At 67.4% G+C, this 20,864-nt stretch carries 17 protein-coding genes; 10 read left to right on the top strand and 7 right to left on the bottom strand.

All coding sequences use genetic code 11. The features are described from left to right. Positions 1-83: 83 nt before the first annotated feature. The 3 genes from HV826_RS08000 to hemH all read left to right on the top strand — a co-directional run bounded on the left by HV826_RS08000 (position 84) and on the right by hemH (position 2,578). Positions 84-1,034, top strand: coding sequence for a TerC family protein (locus HV826_RS08000; protein ID WP_176416406.1), 951 nt, complete (start codon positions 84-86; stop codon positions 1,032-1,034). Between the two features lie 69 nt (positions 1,035-1,103). Further along, positions 1,104-1,490 carry a Co2+/Mg2+ efflux protein ApaG gene (apaG, locus tag HV826_RS08005; RefSeq protein ID WP_176416407.1) on the top strand — a complete coding sequence of 129 codons (387 nt, stop codon included), beginning with the start codon at positions 1,104-1,106 and terminating at the stop codon, positions 1,488-1,490. Next, complete coding sequence (gene hemH, locus HV826_RS08010) at positions 1,490-2,578, top strand: ferrochelatase (protein ID WP_176416408.1); 1,089 nt, start codon at positions 1,490-1,492, stop codon at positions 2,576-2,578. Before apaG ends, hemH begins: the two co-directional genes overlap by 1 nt. Here hemH and HV826_RS08015 read toward each other — a convergent pair. Next, positions 2,529-3,539 carry a hypothetical protein gene (locus tag HV826_RS08015; RefSeq protein WP_176416409.1) on the bottom strand — a complete coding sequence of 337 codons (1,011 nt, stop codon included), beginning with the start codon at positions 3,537-3,539 and terminating at the stop codon, positions 2,529-2,531. The genes hemH and HV826_RS08015 overlap by 50 nt on opposite strands. A 249-nt stretch (positions 3,540-3,788) precedes the next feature. On the opposite strand from HV826_RS08015, the gene HV826_RS08020 reads away from it, so the two are divergent. Then, complete coding sequence (locus HV826_RS08020; protein WP_176416410.1) at positions 3,789-7,334, top strand: DEAD/DEAH box helicase; 3,546 nt, start codon at positions 3,789-3,791, stop codon at positions 7,332-7,334. Positions 7,335-7,445: 111 nt separating this feature from the next. Here HV826_RS08020 and HV826_RS08025 read toward each other — a convergent pair whose 3' ends face one another. Next, a complete protein-coding gene (locus tag HV826_RS08025; protein WP_176416411.1) occupies positions 7,446-8,753 on the bottom strand; it encodes a hypothetical protein in 1,308 nt (435 codons plus the stop codon). Between the two features lie 170 nt (positions 8,754-8,923). On the opposite strand from HV826_RS08025, the gene HV826_RS08030 reads away from it, so the two are divergent. After that, positions 8,924-9,334: a DUSAM domain-containing protein gene (locus tag HV826_RS08030; protein ID WP_255217096.1), complete on the top strand. Its 411-nt coding sequence runs from the start codon at positions 8,924-8,926 to the stop codon at positions 9,332-9,334. A 584-nt stretch (positions 9,335-9,918) separates the two neighbouring features. On the opposite strand, the gene HV826_RS08035 is transcribed toward HV826_RS08030, so the two are convergent. From HV826_RS08035 to HV826_RS08055, 5 genes are all read right to left on the bottom strand, one after another. Next, positions 9,919-10,872: a methyltransferase domain-containing protein gene (locus tag HV826_RS08035; RefSeq protein WP_176416412.1), complete on the bottom strand. Its 954-nt coding sequence runs from the start codon at positions 10,870-10,872 to the stop codon at positions 9,919-9,921. Then, a complete protein-coding gene (locus HV826_RS08040; protein WP_176416413.1) occupies positions 10,869-11,813 on the bottom strand; it encodes an AAA family ATPase in 945 nt (314 codons plus the stop codon). The genes HV826_RS08035 and HV826_RS08040 overlap by 4 nt, the downstream gene beginning before the upstream one ends. A gap of 423 nt (positions 11,814-12,236) precedes the next feature. Next, positions 12,237-12,974, bottom strand: coding sequence for a double-CXXCG motif protein (locus HV826_RS08045; RefSeq protein WP_176416414.1), 738 nt, complete (start codon positions 12,972-12,974; stop codon positions 12,237-12,239). A gap of 27 nt (positions 12,975-13,001) precedes the next feature. Beyond that, on the bottom strand, positions 13,002-13,646 hold the full coding sequence (locus tag HV826_RS08050; RefSeq protein ID WP_255208268.1) for a TIGR02269 family lipoprotein: 645 nt from the start codon (positions 13,644-13,646) through the stop codon (positions 13,002-13,004). A 98-nt stretch (positions 13,647-13,744) separates the two neighbouring features. Further along, positions 13,745-14,707 (bottom strand): L-threonylcarbamoyladenylate synthase, encoded by a 963-nt coding sequence (locus HV826_RS08055; protein WP_176416416.1) that lies wholly within the window; start codon positions 14,705-14,707, stop codon positions 13,745-13,747. Positions 14,708-14,738: 31 nt separating this feature from the next. Here HV826_RS08055 and HV826_RS08060 point away from each other — a divergent pair, with 31 nt between their 5' ends. From HV826_RS08060 to HV826_RS08080, 5 genes are all read left to right on the top strand, one after another. Continuing rightward, positions 14,739-16,160 (top strand): TIGR01777 family oxidoreductase, encoded by a 1,422-nt coding sequence (locus tag HV826_RS08060; RefSeq protein WP_176416417.1) that lies wholly within the window; start codon positions 14,739-14,741, stop codon positions 16,158-16,160. A gap of 72 nt (positions 16,161-16,232) precedes the next feature. Further along, a complete protein-coding gene (locus HV826_RS08065; RefSeq protein WP_176416418.1) occupies positions 16,233-17,162 on the top strand; it encodes an ABC transporter ATP-binding protein in 930 nt (309 codons plus the stop codon). After that, entirely contained in the window at positions 17,159-17,881 is a 723-nt protein-coding gene (locus HV826_RS08070; RefSeq protein WP_176416419.1) for an ABC transporter permease, read from the top strand. Before HV826_RS08065 ends, HV826_RS08070 begins: the two co-directional genes overlap by 4 nt. Further along, positions 17,878-19,746: a Gldg family protein gene (locus tag HV826_RS08075; RefSeq protein ID WP_176416420.1), complete on the top strand. Its 1,869-nt coding sequence runs from the start codon at positions 17,878-17,880 to the stop codon at positions 19,744-19,746. The genes HV826_RS08070 and HV826_RS08075 overlap by 4 nt, the downstream gene beginning before the upstream one ends. Beyond that, a complete protein-coding gene (locus HV826_RS08080) occupies positions 19,743-20,858 on the top strand; it encodes a hypothetical protein (RefSeq protein WP_176416421.1) in 1,116 nt (371 codons plus the stop codon). Before HV826_RS08075 ends, HV826_RS08080 begins: the two co-directional genes overlap by 4 nt. Positions 20,859-20,864 lie beyond the last annotated feature (6 nt).

Below are 20,864 nucleotides of genomic sequence, written 5' to 3' on the forward strand. Positions count from 1 at the left end.
CCAGCGGGTTGCACGCGGGGGTCGACGCCCGGGCATCCCGCCGGTAGGGTGCGCCCCGCCGTCCCCTGCAACAGGATTGCTCCGTGAACACGCAAGTCGCGCTCTGGGTGGGTTTCAACGTCTTCGTCCTCGCGATGCTCGCGATGGACCTCGGGCTGTTCCACCGCAAGGACCACGCGGTGACGCCGAAGGAGGCGGGCCTCTGGACGCTGGTGTGGATTACCCTCAGCCTGATTTTCTGCGCGGGCATCTGGCACTACCAGGGGCCCACCGTGGGGCTCCAGTGGTTGACGGCGTACGTGGTGGAGTACGCGCTCTCCGTCGACAACCTCTTCGTCTTCCTGATGGTGTTCAGCTACTTCCGGGTGGCGCCCGAGCACCAGCACCGGGTGCTCTTCTGGGGCATCCTGGGCGCCTTCGTCATGCGCGCCGGCCTCATCATCGCCGGCACGGCGCTGGTGAAGCAGTTCCACTGGCTCATCTACCTGTTCGGCGCGTTCCTCGTCTTCACCGCGGTGAAGATGCTGGTGTCCAAGGACGAGGAGATTGATCCGGAGCAGAAGGGCATCGTGAAGTTCGCGCGCCGGGTGCTGCCGGTGGCGCGGCTGGGGGACGGCAGCCGCTTCCGGGTGACGGAGGACGGCCGGCGCAAGTTCACGCCGCTGTTCATCGTGCTGCTGGTGGTGGAGGCCACGGACCTGCTCTTCGCGCTGGACTCCATCCCCGCGGTGCTGGGCATCAGCCAGGACGCCTTCATCATCTACACGTCCAACGTGTGCGCGATTCTGGGCCTGCGCTCGCTGTTCTTCGTCGTGTCCAGCTTGATGGACAAGTTCCACTTCCTGAAGGTGGGCCTGAGCGCGATTCTTGGCTTCGTGGGCGTGAAGATGCTCATCACCTTCTTCGACATCCACGTCCCCATCGGCATCTCCCTGGGCGTGATTGCCGGCATCCTGGTGGCGTCCATCATCGCCTCGCTGGTGTGGCCGAAGCAGCCGGAGCCCGGACAGGACCGCGAGAGCGCCAAGACGTAGGCGGGGCGCCGGGCCGCCAACCCGGCGTTTTCCTTGCAAGTGGCCGCCGTTACCGCCAAATCTGGGGGCATGTCCTCCAGCGCCACCACTGACGGCATCCGCATCACCGTGAAGCCCGCCTACTGGCCGGAGCGCAGCGCTCCAGAGTCCGGGCAGTTCGCCTTCATGTACACGGTGGAGATCGCCAACGAGGGCGATGCGCCGGCGCAGCTCAAGGCGCGGCATTGGGTCATCACCGATGCCACGGGCAAGGTGGAAGAGGTGAAGGGCGAGGGCGTGGTGGGCCGCCAGCCCCACCTGGGGCCTGGAGAGCGGTTCGAGTACACGAGCTGGGCCATGCTGCGCACGCCCTTCGGCACCATGCGCGGCACCTATGACATGGCGCGGCCGGACGGCACGCACTTCGAAGCGCGCATCGCCGAGTTCGCGCTCACCCTCCCCAACTCCCTGCACTGATGCCAACGCCCACCTCGAAGCGAGGGCTGCTGCTCGTCAACCTGGGGACGCCGGATGCGCCTCATGCGGGGCCGGTGCGCCGCTACCTGCGCGAGTTCCTCAGCGACCCGCGCGTCATCGACATCCACCCGCTGGGCCGCTGGGCGCTGCTCAACCTCATCATCCTCCCGGTGCGTCCGGCGAAGAGCGCGGAGGCGTACCGCAAAATCTGGATGAAGGAGGGCTCGCCGCTGCTGGTGCACAGCCAGGCGCTGGCGGCCCAGGTGGCCGAGCGGCTGGCGGGGGAGTACGAGGTGGCGCTGGCCATGCGGTATGGCTCGCCCTCCATCCCCGACGGCATCGCGGCGCTCAAGGCGCGCGGCGTGTCGGAGTTCACCGTGCTGCCGCTGTACCCGCAGGAGGCCGCGTCCTCCACCGCGTCTTCGCTGGCGCGCACCTACGAGGTGCTGGCCCAGTCCTGGGACGTGCCCTTCGTGCGCGCGGTGCCGGCCTTCTTCGAGCACCCGGGCTTCCTGGACGCCTTCACCGCCGTGGCGCGGCCGGTGATTGACGACGCGCGCGCCGACTACGTCCTCTTCAGCTTCCACGGCCTGCCGGAGCGGCACATGCGCAAGAGCGACCCCACGGGGACGCACTGCCTGTCCACCGCCTCGTGCTGCGACGCCATGACGGACGCCAACCGCCACTGCTACCGCGCGCAGAGCTACGCGACGGCGCGGGGGCTGGCCCAGCGGCTGGGACTGCCGGCGGGCGGGTGGAGCGTGGCCTTCCAGTCCCGGCTGGGCCGCACGCCGTGGGTGAAGCCGTACACGGACGTGGTGTTGCCAGAGCTGGCGAAGCAGGGCGTGAAGCGCCTGGCGGTGATGTGCCCGGCCTTCGTGGCGGACTGCCTGGAGACGCTGGAGGAGATTGGCCTCCGCGCGCGGGAGCAGTTCCTGGAGGCGGGAGGGGAGTCGCTGACGCTGGTCCCCTCTCTCAACGCCCACCCGGCCTGGGTGGACGCCGTGGTGCGTATGGTGCGCGAGTCGGACGGCCCGCCTACTGCTGTGGCTGGGCCGTCGGTGTCGGCGCCGACTCCACCGCGGTGAGGCGCAGCTTCAGGGCGCCGGTGGGCACCTGGAGCGCGGCGGTGGGGAAGCCCCCCTTCGTCACCGAGGAGACGGTGCCTTCCCAGGAGCGCCACCGCCCGGCCTTCACCAGGAACTCGCCGCGGCCGGTGATGCGCACCTCGGCGCTGGAACTGGACTCGGGCGTGGCCCGGGGCCGGGGGCGCTCGGAGTCGTCCGCCTCCGCGTCCTCCTCCGCGGCGCGCGCGGGCGAGGTGGGGGGCGCGTCCTTTGCGAGGACCGTGCCGGCCAGCTTCTCGGAGATGTCGTACTCCAGCGTGGCCACCTGCTCGCCCCCGTCGGCGGGCGTCAGGCTGGCGAGCTTCACGCGGTTGCTCCGCTCGGGCTGGCCGGCCTGGAACTGGGGCCCCAGCGCCTCCACGCGGATGAGCTCGGTGCCGAGCGACCACGCGTCACCGGGGCCGACTGGATCTCTGGGCAGCTCCAGCACCAGGGTGGCGGTGTTGCGGGTGGCGCCCTGCAGGCCGTCGAGCACGAAGCCTCGCTCGCTCAGCGTGGCCGTGTCCGCGTCGGCGTTGCCGCCCACGGGGACGACGCGGAGGCGGTAGTCACCCGAGTCGGTCCGCTCCATGAAGTAGGTGACGGGGCCGGGAAGGGCCGCGGCGACGGGCGCGGGCTTCTCCTTGCCCTTGCCCCTGGCGCTCTTGGGGCGCGTGTTCTCATCGGTGCTGGCGGACGCGCCGCCGGTGCGCTCGATGTCGAGCCGGTACGACGTGGGCGCGCCTTGGGCAATCTTCCACCGGAGGACCACCTTGGAGGGGTCCACGGGCGGCTCCGCGGCGGCAGCGGGGGTGGCCTCCGCGGGAGGCGGAGCGTCCTTCATCCCCGGCGGGCGGGGAATGGGCTCCATCTTCCCACGGGGCTCCTCCTTGCACGCGGTCAGTGACAGGGCGACGACCAGACCAAACACGCTTTGCTTCACGCGGGGACGCTCCTTGGCAGCCTTGGTGGGATATCGAAGCAGGCGAGGTCATTCAAGTACGTCACCCGGCCGCTTCGAGGATGACTGGGCGAGCGACACGTCGACCTGCGTCTTGACGCGTCCGGCGAAGTCTGGGCCCGGCTCGAAGTCTCTTGAGGAGCGGCGCCTTGCAGGGCGACCCGCCGTCTTGCGTCCTCGCGTCACGGGGCCGCTTGCGTTTCGTGCGTGCTTTGCGAAGAAGCGGGGGCCATGTCCGAGCCGCTCGAGAAGCCCGTGACTCCCTTGTTCGATACGAGCCGTGACGCGCTGGCGTGGCTGCGGGAGCAGGGGCTCGAGCACCTGTCGCGGCTGAGCCTGGCGGTGCTGATGCCGCTGGTGGAGGCGGCGTGGCTGCCCCAGGCGCGTCCCGTGCTCGCCCGCCGCAGGCTCGTGGAGCTGCTGAGCACGGACTTGCTGGCGCGTTGGTTGACGGAGGCGATGCCGGCACCCCGGATGAAGGAGCTGCTGCCCACGCTCGCCTGGCGCTTCGTGGAGGCGGAGCGGCTGGGCGCGGAGGCGTCACGGGCTTCGCTCGAGGAGCGGCTCGCGCCGCCCGCCGAGTCCCGCACGCACCGCGTCCATGGCCTGCTGCTGGCGCTGCGCGCGCGCGTTCCGATGTCCGTCGCGCCCCGGCCGATGCACGCGCTGGTGCCGGACTTGATGCAGTTCGACGCGCCGCTCCCGGGCTTCCGGCTCCGTGAGACGCGCATCTCCGAGTTGCCGGTGGGGGCGCAGGCGGGCTTCATCCTCCCCGAGGCCCGGCTGATTTTCGCGCCCACCGAGGTGACGGGGGACTGCTCCTGTGGCGCGACGTTCTGCGTCCACCTGCTGGCGGCCATCGACACGGCGCTGCTGTGGCTGCGGCAGCCGTGGACGGAGACGTTTGGCGAGGAGTTGGAGGAGCTGGTCCGTCCCGGCTGGGAGCGCGCGCTGCGGGCGCTGGAGCGGGCCGTCGACGACAGCCCCGGTGGGCCCGGAGGTGGCGAGGTCTCCTGGCGGCTGGACGTCATCAACGGGTACGGCGTGGAGCTCGCGGCCTACGTGCACAAGCGCAACAAGAAGGGCCAGCGCAGCACGGGCGCGAAGGTGAGCCGGCGCAAGCTGCTGCAGGACCACGGCTCGCAGCTGTCGGCGGCGGACGCGCGCCTGGCGGCGTTGCTGCCGGAGTCGGAGGCCCCCGCGTCTCGCGCGCTGCTCTTCGAGCTGGTGGGGCATCCCCGCATCCACCTGGATGAGAACCCGGACCTGCTGGTGCGCATCGAGCGCGCGAAGGTCGGGCTCGTCGCCGAGGACCGGGACGGCGTGGTCATCGTGAGCGCGGGCGTGGATGGCGCGATGCTGCCCACGGCGATGCTGGAGCGGGTGCGCAGGGCGCAGCCGGAGGAGGGGCTCTACGTCTGGGATGACAGCCAGCGGGTGCTCACGGTGTTGGACGCGGGGCCCGAGGTCCGCGCGCTGATGACGGCGCTGAACCGCCACGGCAATGCGTTTCCGCCGGAGAGCCACGTCGCGCTGCTGGACCAGTTGTCGAAGCTGTCCTTGCGCGTGCCGGTGGCGCTGCCTCGGAGCGTCCTGGGGGAGTCGGTGCCGCTGCGCTACGCGCCCGTGGTGCGCATGGAGGCGCATGCGAGCGGGGCGGTCCGTGTGGAGCTGCGCACGCGCCCGTTGCCGGACAGCCCCGCGTTCATTCCGGGCGAGGGGGCGCGCGACGTCCACCTCCGGCGGGGGACGGGGGCCGTGCACGCGGTGCGTGACTTCGTTCAGGAGCGCGACGCGGCGGAGCTGCTTCAGGCCCGGTTGCCGCTCGACACTGCGGAGCCCGAGGAGCTGCCCTTCACCTTCCGCTTCACCAGCGCGCAGGGCGGCCTCGCGGTGCTCTCGGCCTGCGTGGAGCTGGAGCCGAAGCCGGAGCTGGAGTGGGTGGGGGCGCCGGTGCGGCTGTTCCATGCCGCCGCGCCTCCGGCGCTGAAGGTCATCCTGGAGCGGAAGCGGGACTGGTTTGGCGTGCTGGGTGGGCTCGCGGTGGAGGGCGAGCGGGTGGAGCTGGCGCGGCTGCTCGATGCGGCGCGGCGGAAGGAGCGCTTCGTCCAGGTGGACGCGACGTCCTATGTGGAGATTGAAGGGGCGCTGCGGGAGCACCTGGAGCGGCTGGCGGACCACGCGCATGCCACGCGCCATGGCCTGGAGGTGGGGCCTTCCGCGGTGGAGACGCTCACGGCGCTCCAGGACGCGGGCGCCGAGGTGGAGGCGGACAAGACGTGGCAGTCGCTGGTGGAGCGCATCTTCGCGGCGAAGGAGCTGAGGCCGCGGGTGCCCACGGGGTTGAAGACGGCGCTGCGGGACTACCAGTTGGAGGGCTTCCGCTGGCTGACGCGGCTGGCGTCGTGGGGCGCGGGTGGAGTGCTCGCGGATGACATGGGGTTGGGCAAGACGGTGCAGGCGCTGACGGTGCTCCTGGACCGGAGCAAGCTGGGGCCCGCGCTGGTGCTGGCGCCGACGTCGGTGGCCTTCAACTGGGTGGACGAGGCGAAGCGCTTCGCGCCGTCGCTGCGGATGACGCTGTTCTCGGAGGCGACGGACCGTGGGCGGACGTTGGAGCGGCTGGGGCCCAAGGACGTGCTGGTGCTGAGCTATGGCCTGCTCACGCGGGACATCGAGCGGCTGTCGAAGCTGCGCTTCTCCACCATCATCTTCGACGAAGCGCAGACGTTGAAGAACGCGACGACGCACCGCTTCCGCGCGGCGCGGGCGCTCCAGGGGGACTTCAAGTTCGCGCTGTCGGGCACGCCGCTGGAGAACCACCTGGGCGAGCTGTGGAGCCTCTTCGCCGTCGTCTTCTCAGGGCTGCTCGGGAGCTGGGAGGCGTTTCGCTCGCGCTTCGCCGCGCCGATTGAGCGAGGCGTGGACCCGACGGCCGCGCCCGCGCTGGCTCGGGTGCTCCAGCCCTTCCTGCTGCGCCGGACGAAGGCGCAGGTGGAGGCGCAGCTCCCGCCTCGGACGGACATCCGGGTGCCCATCGTCCTCTCGTCGGAGGAGTGGGCGCTCTACGAGGACGCGCGGCTGGCGGCGCTGTCTGATTTGGAGACGCGCAAGCCGAAGATGAAGGAGCAGGAGCGGCGCATCGAGGTTCTGGCGGCGCTCACGCGGCTGCGGCTCCTGTCCTCACATCCGCGGCTGTATGACGCGGGGTCGAAGCTGGAGTCGGCCAAGCTGGAGCGGTTCATGGAGCTTGTGCGGGAGCTCCGCGCGGAGGGGCATCGCGCGCTGGTGTTCAGCCAGTTCACCTCCCACCTGGCGCTGGTGCGCGAGGTGCTGGACGCGGAGGGGATTGATTACGAATACCTGGATGGACAGACGCCCGCGGGGGCTCGGGCGGAGCGGGTGCGCGCGTTCCAGGAGGGAGACGTGCCGCTGTTCCTGATTTCGCTCAAGGCCGGTGGCTTCGGGCTGAATCTCACGGCGGCGACCACGGTGATTCACCTGGACCCGTGGTGGAACCCCGCCGTGGAGGACCAGGCCTCCGACCGCGCGCACCGGATTGGGCAGGAGCGGCCGGTGACGGTGTACCGCCTGGTGACGCGGGGGACCATCGAGGAGCAGATGCTGTCGCTGCACGAGCACAAGCGCGCGTTGGTAGCGGGGGTGCTGGAAGGGAAGGACGCGGCGGGACGGCTGTCGACGCAGGAGTTGCTGGGGCTGCTGTCCCAGCGGCTGGCTTCGCCTGGGGAGGAGGAGGGGCCTCGGACGAGGCACTGAGCCTGGGGAACGGGAAGTCAAACCATCGCGGAACAATGACAGCGCAGCTCCTTCGCGCCTCCCGGTGTCACGAATGCGGTACACCGGGGGCTCCGCTTGGGTCTGAAAAGGTTACTTCGGGGCGGGAACGTATTGGGGATGCCCGGAAAGCGCTGTCATTGATAGGCCATTGACCGTGTCCGGGTCCGGACGCGAATGGGACCGCTCAATCATATAAATCCCGAACGCCCCAAACTGTGGGTGCGCGTAGATCGTTCCGTCTTCGTTTGCCCCCGTGCCCGAGTCATCCCAGCTCGCAGCAGGTAGCTCCACCTGGACGAAGAAACTGCTGTCTATCAACTGGCACAGCTGCACGGCATCCGGCTGGGTAGCGTCGTCATCGTTGGCACTATAGGAACCGATGCCCCCTGGAACCGTGCTGCCATCCTTCTTGATCAGCAGCGGCCAGAATCCCGCATAGTCCTGTGACTGGCCCGAGCCGTGATCATTATAGACCTGCTGGAAGGTATCCGGAGGCTTCAAGGGCGAAGCGCCTGCCGCGACGTAGATGACATAGTCTGGCGGTGTCATCGGCTGGGGATAGAAATCCGAGACCATGGCCAGGTCGCTGAGCGGGACGTAGTTGGAGGGAACGCCCGGAGGCAGCGCCTGGCATTTGAAGATGTACACCGTGTTCTGGTACTTGCTGGAGCGAGCGCTCCAGGTGCATGGGGTCGAATTGGCGTCGTAGGGGACGAAGAGCATCATGTACGGCGGATGCACGATTTCGCTCATCTTCTCCGGAGCGTAGAGCGCGACCAGCCCCATCAACTCCTGCACCTGCTTGACGTACGTGTCTCCGAATGCGGCGATCGCGGCCTGGGACATGCTGCCGTTGTTCAGCACCGTTGCTTGCTTGAAGGCCGCGAACTCCTGCCACCCCTGCGCGGCGCCATACTGGAGTTCGAGTTCCAGGAGGCTGTTCAGGGTGCTCAGCGCCCCCTGGGCGAGGTTCTTCTCCGCGCCGGGTTTGTTGGGGTCGGTTGCGGCTTCGAGCGCGAACTTCAAGGTCAGCACGTGAAGGGAGGCCGCCGACAGGAACACTTGTGCCGTCACATAGCCATTAGAAAGGATTCCCTCTGCCGTGTTTGCGGACTGCACCATGATGGCGGCCAGCAATCCAGGGGTCGGATTGTTCGCGTACTCGTCGCAAAGCTTCGTGGTCGACATGAAGTTGTCGAGGTTCTCTAGGTAATACTGGGCGGCGAACAGCTCTTTGAACAAGTCGGTGAGTTGCTGTATTTGCGCGGAAGAGAAGACCGGATCGCCTTGCGGAAAGAAGGAGTCCCAGATCTCTGTCGCGAAGCCGAGGCCAGATGCCTCGAGTGCAGCGTTACCGACGAACTGCACGACGTCTGCGCCTGGATCGACGTTTTCCATGGTGCATCTCCCTTGATTTGAATTCCCGTTTTACAGGCTAGTCTAAATGGTTGGAGATTTGAAGTCTGGGCTTGCCTCTAGAGCGCCGAGCAGGATCCGCCGGGTGTGGCTCCCATCCTGCTCATGCTGCGCGCCGCACCTCGGCCCTCTGCGGCGCAAGCGTGAGGTTCATGGCAGTGTCCCACCGTTCCGAGAGCACCAGGGCGCTTCATGCGCAGGGAGACCCCCCGGTCCGCTCCAATGGGCCGAGGACGGTACCGGGGGGCATCAGGGCCCTTCACGCACGTCTGCCGGAAGGACACAACAGCTCTCGCTCGTCGAGGCGCTCGCCGAGCACGGTCCTCGTCCGCCATCGAGCCTCCTGGCACGACGTCCACCGGACGGTTACGGAGGTGTCGCGACGCATCAGCAATGGTTCGAGGCGTCTGTCTCGCACCTTGGCTGAAGTGGATCGCTGCCGGGACGCCGGAAACGTCGACGGCGCTCGCCAGCTACTGAACGACGTGCTCGTCGTGGAAGTGGTGCCGCACTACCAGGACATCCTGCGTGCGAATCTTGCTGCACTGGATGACGAGTTCTGACGGAGTCGAGGCGTGACTGTCGCTACGCTCCCGCCGTGCTTCGGAACCAGCGCTGATTCAGCGTGTGTCACGACGACTTGCTCCACGTCAGCCATTCAATCGCATCGGCGGCCTTCTTCCCGATGGTGTCATCCCGCCGGGCACCAGAGTCGAATTACCGAGCAGTGCTTCGGCCGTCCCTCGCCCACTGATGGCGGCCAGTTCTTTGACGTCGCCATCGGGCCGGACGACTCCTCGGGTGTCCTGGTGCTCTTCTCGCAGTGGTTTCCGGGGCTCGCGCATGAGGGTGTTGCTGACACCCCCTGCGCACCATCCTCCCCGTCCTCCTGACCGCCTGCTACATCGGCGGGCGCGGCGCTCCGGTTTCGCGCCGACGATGGGTGGTCGTCGTGACCCCATCACGCAGCTGGCTCGAACTCGGGCCTCGCTCCCTCAACCAGGTACGCGTCAACACGATGGTCTCAACCCTGTCGGGATGGAGTAGAGGAAGACTAAAATGATTCAGCCAATCTGTAGACTCGTTGATTCGTGTGGTACAGGATCAATCCGTACGATTCGATCGATTTGGTGGATCGATAGTTACGCTATCTCAGCGACGTCAGCGCTATGCTCGCGTTCGTGTAGAGCATTGCGTAGTGTGCGTGCTCGCGGCCAAGCCGATGTGAAGGGGAATTTGAAACCTCTGCTCGGATTTGTTCCACCCGTTCTCTCGAAAAGCTCATGAGGTGTTCCAGGGCTGAACTACGAGTCTCGGGCGTCACGCGGGAGAGAAGTGCCTTTGGGATCGCCGCCGCAAGCAGTCGGTTCTCTCGCTTCTGCAGCACCTTGACGCTCTTGGGCGCATCAAACAGGAGGCCTAGGCCAAACTCATCCAGCAGTAGGTACCCTCGTTTGTTTGGAAGTTCACCCACGGGAGGAAGCAAGTCTTCCATTACAACCAAGACGCCGTCTGGAGCCAGAAGTTCATCGATGTCTCGGAAGGTTCTAATCCAGTCGTCCGGCTCGATCTCGTGCAGAACGTTACACAGGACGATGATATCGATTTCATGTCGATGCGTAGCCTGCAGTTGAGCCATGCTTTCCCAGTAGTATTCTTCGATGGAGCCTGGTTGTTCAAGTACCGCGACTCGTGCCTTGCATGCGTCCTTCTCGTCCGGTTCGATAAAGCGCGGGTCGTTATAGGCAAAGTAGTTGAGACGCTCTCGGAGTGCTTCGTTTCCCGTCGTGCTCGCGAACCTTTCGCGGAGTGCGCTTGCGAAACGCCCCTTTCCGGCCGAGTAGTCCAAGATTCGAACATGCTGATTGCTTGCCAAGCGTTGGTTGAGGACTTCCGTGAATTGAACCTGCTGCTTGTCTCCCGTCTTTGCGTCGGCCACTCCCGCAGGCAGTATGCACTGCACTGCGAACTCCATGAATGCGATTTCGTCTGCGTCGGAAAGGAAGGTCGAGAGCCGGTCTTTCCCGTCTTTCCCTCCGAGGAGCGACTCGACGACAGATGTCACCGTGTTCCCCGCGAATTTAATCGAACCATCCTTCACGAAGTGAACCGCATCGAGGCCCCCCATGCGAGAAGTGGGACTGAATGGGTGGCGAGCCAAATTTGGCCGTCGGGTCCCAAAACCTCGTCACGGAGTTTCGATAGTGCTCGGATGCACGCGTCGTGGTGGAGGTGACTTTCAGGCTCATCAATGAAGACTATTGCGTTGGATAGGGCTTGCTGTTGTCGGTGGAGGCTGATTGCCCACGCGAGGAGAAGGCGCTCGCCAGTTGAAAGTTCATGAATGACGAGTGGACGTCCTCTGAATGTCGGAAGAACCTCTGTCTCCTCTAGGGTAAAGCCCAGTTTTCCTCCCAAGAGGGATTGGACGATTTGATTGAAAGTGTCGGCGTCTTGTTGGTTTTGAATTGCCTTGTTGCTCTCGGTCATCAACGGGTGCTTTGCGTGATACATTGACTGGGCCACGTGAGTGCAATAGGTGTGCATTCCGCTGAAGGCAGACTGGAGACCAGGGGTGGTTGTTGATCCGACGCTTTCCTTGAGTCGAGTGGGGCTCATGTCGCGAGCATTGATTGCGAGAGAGTTTGCGGCAGGATAGTCCAACACTACAGCGGATGGTGGGGTGTCGGTGTGTGACGAGGAGAAGATGGTTCTTTTGTATAGTTCAATTTCTTGTTTCAGTTCTTGGATTGTCGATTCGGATTCCGAGATATCGTTTTGGATTTCAAGTTGCCGCGCCTCGTTCTTTGTTAGACCCAGTTCGCTGTTGAGATATGGCAATTTGGATTGTTGGCGGGCGATGCGTTTGGCCGTGTCTTTTGTGTTGTATTGCGATATGGATTGAATTAATTTCAGGTATCTGGATTTGCCTGAGCCATTGGGGCCTGCGAGAATCACGACCTTCCCGAGTCGATCAAGGAGCCCTTCGGTGAGGCCGCGTTTTGTTGCTAGTTCAGGAACAAGGTAGATTTGCTTGATCATGATGTTGGGGTGTATTGAAGTCCATGGTTAAATATTCCTCCCGTACAACATCTAATAGGCGTTGGGACAGGAACGATGTAGGAGTATAAGGCGGCGGTTGAGGATGCGGAAACTGAAGTGGATGTCATCCTTGCGTGATCGCAGACTCCGAGTCAGCGAGTTTTCTTTATCTGAGCTAGCGCGCTCAGGCACCCATTGGTAGCGCCCCATCCGTTCGGTAGCCGTCCGGCCAGTGACGTGGCGACAGCGGTTGATGACGGACGAGGACCGTGTTCGACGAGCACCCCGCTGAGCGAGATGTTCAGGGCGGGGCTGGAGGCGCGACTCGGGTGGGTCGGTGGAGCTCCGACGCTTTCTCTGGTGGGGTAGCAGTTCGTCGATGCACGAGTTGGAGGGACGTCTGCACATGCGGCAGGACGCCTGCTAGGTGACGGAAGGCCCTTGGCGGCTCGCGAGTTCACTGAAGCGAAGGCCTCGCAAGCAGAGGTGCTCCACTGAAGCCACCATGCGTTCGCTTGCCACGATGAGCGTGGGCCAGTTGTAAAGTCGGAAAAGATCTGGAGGAGCGGGCGTCGAATGAACGTCGAGAACCATCGGATGGGGAAGCTCGTGTCGAGACATCCCGCATGACGGGCAGACAGGGCTCTCTCCTTGAGGTACGAGATCGATGTGCAGTCGGCCATGAAGTTCCAATTGCATGGCGAGCAACTCGGGTGGGGTCTGTCCACGGAACCGCACGTTCAGCGGGCAGCCTGAGAGGCCATGAATGCCCGCGTCCTGAAGCCGCTCCAGGGCTTCACGGCGGATGTAGAGCGACCATGGGTTCTGCATGAAGAGGTCGCCGAAGGTGCCGCTGCCCGTTCCCGTGGGCGGGCCGAAGTCGGCGCCTGGTTCCAGTCGAGCCCAGTCGGGCGCGAATGGACGGACCAGTTCCCTCAGTCGGGAGAACTCCTCGAAGCTGACCTGTCGGCCTGGGTTTTCGAGTGCCTTGCGCTCCTGAAGGTCCGACAAGTCAACACACGGGTACTGGAGGCCAGCCCAGCCACCCGCGGCTCCACATGCATCGCATGGGGTAACGCCGGGAAACCCCCAGGGGGGAAGGGCTCGTAGGTTTCCGGTGAACCCAGCGCTCATGTCTTCTTCGACCACATAGAACTTCAAGAGCCCTGCCTCCTCAGGTGGTCAAGCTCAGCGCTTGTAGTAGGGCATGACCTTCCCGGTCAGTTCAAAGCGAAAGATCAGGTCGCCGGCGTGGCGGTAGATGACATCGGGGCGAGGAGGCTGAGGATGGGCCTTGATGAACTGTGCCCATGCGTCATTCCATCGTCCTCCGCGTGGACCGCCACCGTGAATGTACCGGTGGACATGCTCGGGAATCACCAACGTGAAGTCGTGAATCTTGATGCCGGCTCGTTGGAAGTAGAGCGCGAGGTCGGGAGCTTGAGGAAAGATGTGGTGCCTGACGTACCGGCCAGCCGGGAGTTGATAGACCGGCCGAACCTGGACGTGCGGGTGCCATGGGAAGGTGATGACCGGCTGAGCTCCATTGCGTATGCCCAGGCGCACGCCCCAGCCTCTGCGCAGCGGTGGCCGAGCAACGGGCATGAGCGCAGGCTCGACCCGCGGCGCCACGTCTTCGCAGAGAAAGAAGGCGCACCAGCCCTCGTCACACGCCAGGGAGACACATGGTGCGGCTTCCGTGGCATCGCAAAACTGCCCAGATTCCATTTTCGCGATGCCACGCGGCGGAGCAGATGTGGGCGGAGAGGCTGCGCAGGCGACGAGCAAACAACTCAACACCATCAACCGCAGAGGTGAAACGTTCGTGCGCAAGAGTATGGGCCTTTCCGGACTCACGTCATGCAGGCGTCAGTCGGAGGCTACCCCAAGCGCTACTTTCAAAGGCAGACCCAGTCTGCTTGGGGTAATCGCTACCCCCGTGGCGCGGCGGCGCGCGACAGCCGGTCCCGGACCGCGATGCCCAGCCCGCTCTCCGCCGGGAGGCACGCCACCAGCACATCGTGCCCCTGCGCATCCGCTTCCCGCAGCCGGGCGTACAGCACGCGCGCCGCCCCAGCGGGCTCATCCGGTACATCGAAGCGCGGCACATCGGGCGGCAACACAAGGCTCGCAGGTCCCAGCACCCCCACGCGCAATCCCTGGCCCCGCAGTTCCTGGACGCGCGCAACCACCTGCCCGGCCTCCGCCAGCACCACGCCGGCACGCGGCGCGTAATGTGACTCCAGCGAGCCCGACACACGCACCTTGGACGTAGTCCTCACCGGCACCTTCCGCCCCAGCACCCGCTCCACGTCCTCCGCCGCCAGCCCTCCGGGCCGCAGAATCGCGGGCTCATCCCCGCTCAGGTCCACGATGGTCGACTCCACCCCCACCGTACACGGGCCCCCATCCAGGACGAGGTCCACGTCTCCGCCCAGGTCCTCTCGCACATGCGCCGCCGTGGTGGGGCTCACCTTCCCGAACCGGTTCGCGCTCGGCGCTGCCAGCCCTCCGCCCAGCTTCTTCAGCACCGCGAGCGCCACCGGGTGATTCGGCACGCGCAGGGCCACCGTGTCCTGCCCACCCGTGACGGCATCCGTGGCCCTCGCAGTGCGCGGCAGGACCAACGTCAACGGCCCCGGCCAGAAGGCCTCCGCGAGCTTCCGTGCAGCCTCCGGGACCACACGTGCCCACGTTCCCAGGTGCTCGACGCCCGGGATGTGGACGATGAGCGGGTGCGTCGCGGGGCGGCCCTTGATGGCGAAGACGCGGCGCACGGCCAGTTCGTCCTCCGCGTTGGCGGACAGACCGTAGACGGTTTCCGTCGGCAGGGCGACGACACCTCCGTGCCGCAGCAATTCCACCGCGCGTTCAAGGGACTCTGGAGCAATCATGCGCCGCCGCACTGTCGCCCCAGGAGGGAACATGGGCAAGTCGCACGTCTTCGATGCTCGCAGTCGGATGCCAGTCCCCGCCGTGGAGCTCTTCGCCTGGCATGCCCGGGAAGGGGCGTTCGAGCGCCTGTCACCGCCCTGGGAGCGGCTGGAGGTCCTGGAGCGCACCGGCGACGGCATCCGCACCGGCGCCCGCGTCGTCGTCCAGATGCGCGTGGGCCCCATCCCTCAACGCCTGGTGGCCGAGCACACCGCCTACACCGAAGGCGCTATGTTCCAGGACACGCAGGTGTCCGGCCCCTTCTCGAAGTGGGTCCACACCCACCGGATGTGGCCCGAGCCCGCCACGGGCACCTCCATCCTGGAGGACGAAGTGGAGTACATCCTCCCCGTGGGACCCCTGGGCAGCCTCTTCGGCGGAGGCTTCGCCCGGCGCACCCTGGAGCGCATGTTCGCGTACCGCCACCGCGTCACGCTTGAGGACCTCAAGCGTCACGCCGCCTTCGCGGGGCAGGGGCCGCTCACCATCGCCGTCACCGGGGCCTCGGGGTTGGTGGGCTCGTCGCTGGTGCCCTTCCTCACCACCGGCGGCCACACGGTGAAGCGCCTGGTGCGCGGCAAGGCGGACCCGGCGCGGAACGAGGTCGCCTGGGCGCCCGACAAGGGCGAGGTGGACACCGACGCGCTCGAAGGCGTGGACGCCGTGGTGCACCTCGCGGGCGTCAACGTGGCCGGCCAGCGGTGGACCCCCGAGTACAAGGACGCCATCCTCAAGAGCCGCACCCAGGGCACCCGCACCCTGGCCGAGGCCCTGGCGCGCATGAAGCGCAAGCCGAAGGTACTCGTCTCCGCGGGCGGCAGCAGCATCTACGGAGACCGCGGCGACGAAGTCCTCACCGAGGAGAGCAGCACGGACGGGAAGGGCTTTCTCTCCCAGGTGTCACGCGAGTGGGAAGCCGCCGCCGCTCCCGCCGAGGCCGCGGGCATCCGCGTGGTGCACCTGCGCATCGGCCCCGTGCTGGACGCAAGCGAGGGCGCCCTGGCGAAGATGCTGCCGGCGTTCCTCGCGGGCGGCGGCGGGCCCATCGGCTCCGGGCAGCAGTGGATGAGCTGGGTGGCGCTGGAGGACGTGCTCGGGCTCATCCACTTCTCCGTCTTCACCGACGCCGCGCGCGGCGCCATCAACGCCGTGGCGCCCGGGGCGGTGCGGCAGGCGGACTTCGCCCGGACGCTCGGCAAGGTGCTGCGGCGTCCGGCCGTCTTCCCGGTCCCCGCGCCCGTCGTGCGGACCCTCTTCGGACAGATGGGGCAGGAGGCGCTGCTGGAGGGCGCGCGAATCGTGCCCCAGGCGGCCCAGCGGCTGGGGTTCGCCTTCCTCCTCCCCGACCTGGAGGGCGCGCTGCGCTTCACGCTGGGGCGCACGACGGGGGGCCCTGAATACCGCCACTCCTAGCAAGTCCGGCGCTTGACAATCCCCTCCGCTGCGACAGAAGGAACGACGCATTCGAAGGGGAGAGGACTCCTGATGATTCAGGTCGAAGGGCTGACCAAATACTACGGTGAGCACGCGGCGATCCGGGACCTGGCCTTCACTATCAGCCAGGGAGAAGTCATTGGCTTCCTGGGCCTCAATGGCGCTGGAAAATCGACGACGCTGAAGGTCCTGGGGTGCGTGCTGCTGCCGACCTCGGGGCGCGTCGTCATCGACGGCCATGACGTGGTGAGCAATGCCCACGAGGTCCGCCAGCGCATCGGCTACCTGCCAGACGTGCCTCCGCTGTACGAAGAGATGACCGTGGGTGAGTACCTGACCTACGTCGCGCAGCTCCGCGGCGTCACGTCCCGGGACACCACCCGCCGCGTGGGCGAGGCCGAGGAGAAGACGGGCCTGCGTGACGTCCACGGCGAGCTCATCTCCACGCTCAGTCACGGCTACCGCCAGCGCGTGGGCGTGGCGCAGGCGCTGGTGCACAAGCCCGCGCTGCTCATCCTCGACGAGCCCACCAGCGGGCTCGACCCCCGGCAAATCGTGGAGATGCGCGATGTCATCCGCGGCTTGAAGGGCGCGCACACGGTGCTCGTCTCCAGCCACATCCTCCCGGAGATCTCCCAGACGTGTGACCGGCTGCTCATCATCCACAAGGGGATGCTGGTGGCGCAGGGCACGGAGGAGGAGCTGGCCGCGAAGATGGGCGGCCGGGGCACCATCGAGCTGGAGCTTCGCGGCGACAGGGCGCGCGCGGTGGAGGTGCTCCAGCGCTTTGGCGCGGTGGAGGTGGACCGCGCGTCGGACGGCGTGGTGGCGCTGACGGTGCGGACCTCGCCCGACCAGCGGCCCCAGGTGGCGCAGGCGGTGGTGGGCGCGGGCCTGGAGTTGTTGCGGCTGGACCAGGGCGCAGGTCAGCTCGAATCCATCTTCCTGCGGCTGACCCACGGCCAGGAGGTGCGCGCGTGAAAGCGCTGCTCATCGCCCGCCGCGAGCTGTCCGCGTACCTTCGCACGCTCAGCGGCTACGTCATCATCGCGGTCATCCTCGCGTTGAACGGCTTGTTCTTCAACGCGTATGCCCTGGGCGGCGCCAGCAAGCGCTCCGCCGAGGTGCTGTCTCAGTTCTTCTATTATTCGAGCGGCTTCACCGTCGTCGCCTCGGTGTTCATCTCCATGCGCCTGCTGGCCGAGGAGCGCCAGACGGGCACGCTGTCGCTGCTGTACTCGTCACCGCTGCGCGACCGCGACATCGTCCTGGGCAAGTTCCTCGCGGGATTGGCCTTCCTCGCGTTGTATCTCCTGTGCACCGTCTACATGCCGCTGCTGGTGTTGGTGAACGGCAAGGTGTCCTTCGGGCACGTGACGGCGGGGTACTTCGGCCTGCTGCTGCTGGGCAGCGCGTCTCTGGCGGTGGGGACGTTCGGCTCGGCGCTGGCGCGTAACCAGTTGCTCGCGGCGATTACGTCCGCGGTGATGCTGGTGGCCCTCATCCTGTGCTGGCTGCTCGCGCGCATCACCGAGCAGCCGCTGGCGGATGTCTTCAGCGCGATGTCACTGTGGAATCAGCACTTCCCGCCGTTCCAGGCGGGGCTCATCCACATCCGTGACGTCGTCTACTACCTCGTGGTCACCTACGTGGCGCTGTTCGCGGCCACGCGGGTGATTGAGGCGCGGAGGTGGCGATGAGCACACGTCCTTCGAGTGGAGGGCTCTCCGTGACGCTGGCCTTCGCCTCAGGCCTGCTGGCGGTCTTCCTCGGTGAGCGGCTCTTCGGCATCGGCACGGGCCGCACCGTCCTGTCGGGCCTGGGCGTCGCGGTGGCGGTGGGCGCGCTGGGCTGGCGCATCGCGCGCATGCGGTCGGCCAGCGCGGACCGGCGCGCCGTCGAGGCGTGGGTGTCGGGCCTGTACGGCGTGGGCCTCCTGGCCTTGGGGCTCTACTTCGTCCAGTCGGACGTGGGCACCGGACTCTTCGGTGGCCCGTTGTCACAGAAGGCGCCTCGGCTGGCGGTGTCGCTGGCGGCGCTCTTCCCGGCGTTGCTCGCGTGCTGCCTGTTGCCGCTGGCGATGGTGGAGGCCGCCGCCGCGGCGATGACGCGCGCGCCGGTGCTGGAGACGGGCCGGGTCCGCAGCGCGCTGTACTCCGGCCTGGGGCTGGCCTTCGTGCTCGTTTTCGCCTTCGCGTCCATGTTCGTCGCCACCCAGGCCGACGTGACGTGGGACCTGTCCTACTTCCGCACCGCGAAGCCCGGCGACGGCACCCGCAAGGTGATTCGAGGGCTCAACGAGCCGCTCCAGGTGACGCTCTTCTTCCCACCCGCGAACGAGGTGGGCGAAGCGGTGGGGCAGTACTTCCGCGACCTGGCGGTGGAGAGCCCGGGCCTGCTCAACGTGGAGCGGCTGGACCAGGCGGTGGAGCCGGCCCGGGCGAAGTCGCTGGGCGTCCACAACAACGGCACCGTCGTCCTGGCGCGAGGCGACCGGAAGGAGCCGCTCACGGTGGGCCTGGAGATCGAGCGGGCGCGCGGCCAGCTCCAGCGGTTGGACCAGGAGGTCCAGCGCCGCCTGCTGACGGTGGCCCGGCCTCGCCGGGTCGTCTACTTCACGTCCGGCCACGGTGAGCGCGCCGAGTCGCGCGCGGTGCCGGGCGAGACGATGCGCCCGTCCGTCGAGAAGCTGAAGGAGCTGCTGCGCGCGCAGAACGTGGACGTGCGGTCGCTCGGCGTCTCCGAGGGACTGGGCACGGAGGTTCCGCGTGACGCCGCCGTGGTGGTGGTGGCGGGGCCGACGCAGGCCTTCCTCCCCGAGGAGCTGAAAGCCCTGCGCGAGTACTCCGCGCGCGGCGGCCGGCTGTGGCTGGCGCTGGAGCCGGAGGGGCCGGACTTCCAGCCGCTGCTGGATCCCCTGGGCCTGAAGTACCTCAAGACGCCGCTGGCCAACGACCAGGTGTACTTCCGCACGTCGCGGCAGCAGAGCGACCGTGGCAACCTGGGCACGGCGACGTTCTCCTCGCACCCGTCCGTCACGTCGCTGTCGTCATTGGCGGGACAGGCGCCGGTCGTCTTCGTGAGCGCGGGCGCCCTGGAGCAGCTCCAGCCGTTGCCGGGCGGCCTGGCGCAGGACGTGTCCGTGCGCGCGCACGGCGCCACCTTCGCGGACGCCAATGACAACTTCACGCTGGACGCGGGCGAGCAGCGGCGGCCCTGGCCCCTGGTCATCGCGGTGGAGAAGCCCGCGCCGGCCGGCCAGGAGGCGATGCGCACCGTGGTGATGGCGGACGCGGACGCGGTGGGTGATTTGCTGCTGGGCAACATGGGCAACGCGTACCTGGCGGTGGACACGCTGCGGTGGCTCACCGGCGAGGAGTCCATCTCCGGCGCCGTGTCCTCGGAGGAGGACACGCCCATCCAGCACACGCGGGAGCAGGACGTCCTCTGGTTCTACGCGACGGTGTTCCTGGGGCCGGCCCTGGTGCTGGTGGTGGGCTTCGTGATGACGCGCCGGCGGGGACGCCGCGCGCCGCGCCCCGCGGTGGCGGGAGGTGAGCGATGAAGGTTCGGGACCTGGCCCTGCAAGGGGCCCTGGCGGCTGCCGCGCTGGTCGCGGCGTTCGTCGTCTGGCAGCGCGAGCCCTCCGCGGGCCCGGGTGAAGTCACGGTGGTGGATGTCCCGGCGCGCGCGCTGGACAGCATCCGCTACGAGGACGACTCCCGCTTCGTGGACGTGTTCCGCGATGCCAGTGAGCGCGACCGGCTCTGGGTGCGTCTGGGCCACAAGGCCTCCAAGACGGCCTCCGGCGGCGCGAGCGCGGGCGCCGCCGACGCGGGTGTGGCTCAGCATGCGACGGACGCGGGCGTGGCCACCGCGGCGGTGGGCACGGACGCGGGCACCCACGCCGCGCTGGGACCGCCGCCCGTGGCCACGCGCGAGGCGCCGCCCCCGCCGCGCGAGCTGCGCGCCAACGAGGTGGCGGACAAGCTGTTCTCCCGCTTCGCGCCCATGCGCGCCATGCGGGCGCTGGGTGAGCTGGACGCGAAGAAGCTGGAGGAGGTCGGCCTGGCCACGTCCACGCGCAAGCTGACGCTGACGGTGGGCGGCAAGGCGCGGGTGTTCGCCCTGGCGTCGCCCGCGGGCGGCTGGGGGACGCCGTACCTGCGCAGCGAGGAGGATGGCCGCGTGTACCTGCTGGGTCCGGCGATGCTGCCGGACCTGGAGAACGCGAGCAGCCGCCTGGTGGACCGCCGGCTGCACACCTTCGACCTGGGGGACTTCGACGCCGTGCGTGTCAGCGCCGGCGGTGGCACCCGCGCCTTCCGGGCCACGGGTAAGGCCCCCGGCCCGGTCGTCCTGGCACCGGAGGAGACGCCGGAGCGGCCGGACGACTTCGCGCGCAACTGGCATGACCGCGTGTGGCGGATGATGCCGGTGGACCTGCTCGGCCGCGACGAGCCGCTTCCCGGGGGCGAGCCGCGGGAGTCCTTCCGCGTGGACTACCTGCGCGCGGGCCAGCCCGTGGGCCACGTCATGGTGGCGAAGGCCGAGGATGGCTTCTACGCCCGGACCGAGCACACCTCGGGCTGGGCCCGGCTCCACTCCGGGATGGCTGCGCTGGCGGAAGAGGCTGCGCGGGTGACGGCGCCGGTGTCCGCCGCTTCCGGGAAGTGACGCGCG

It is taken from the genome of Myxococcus sp. AM010, assembly GCF_013372585.1.
GTDB classification, from domain to species: Bacteria; Myxococcota; Myxococcia; order Myxococcales; family Myxococcaceae; genus Myxococcus; species Myxococcus vastator.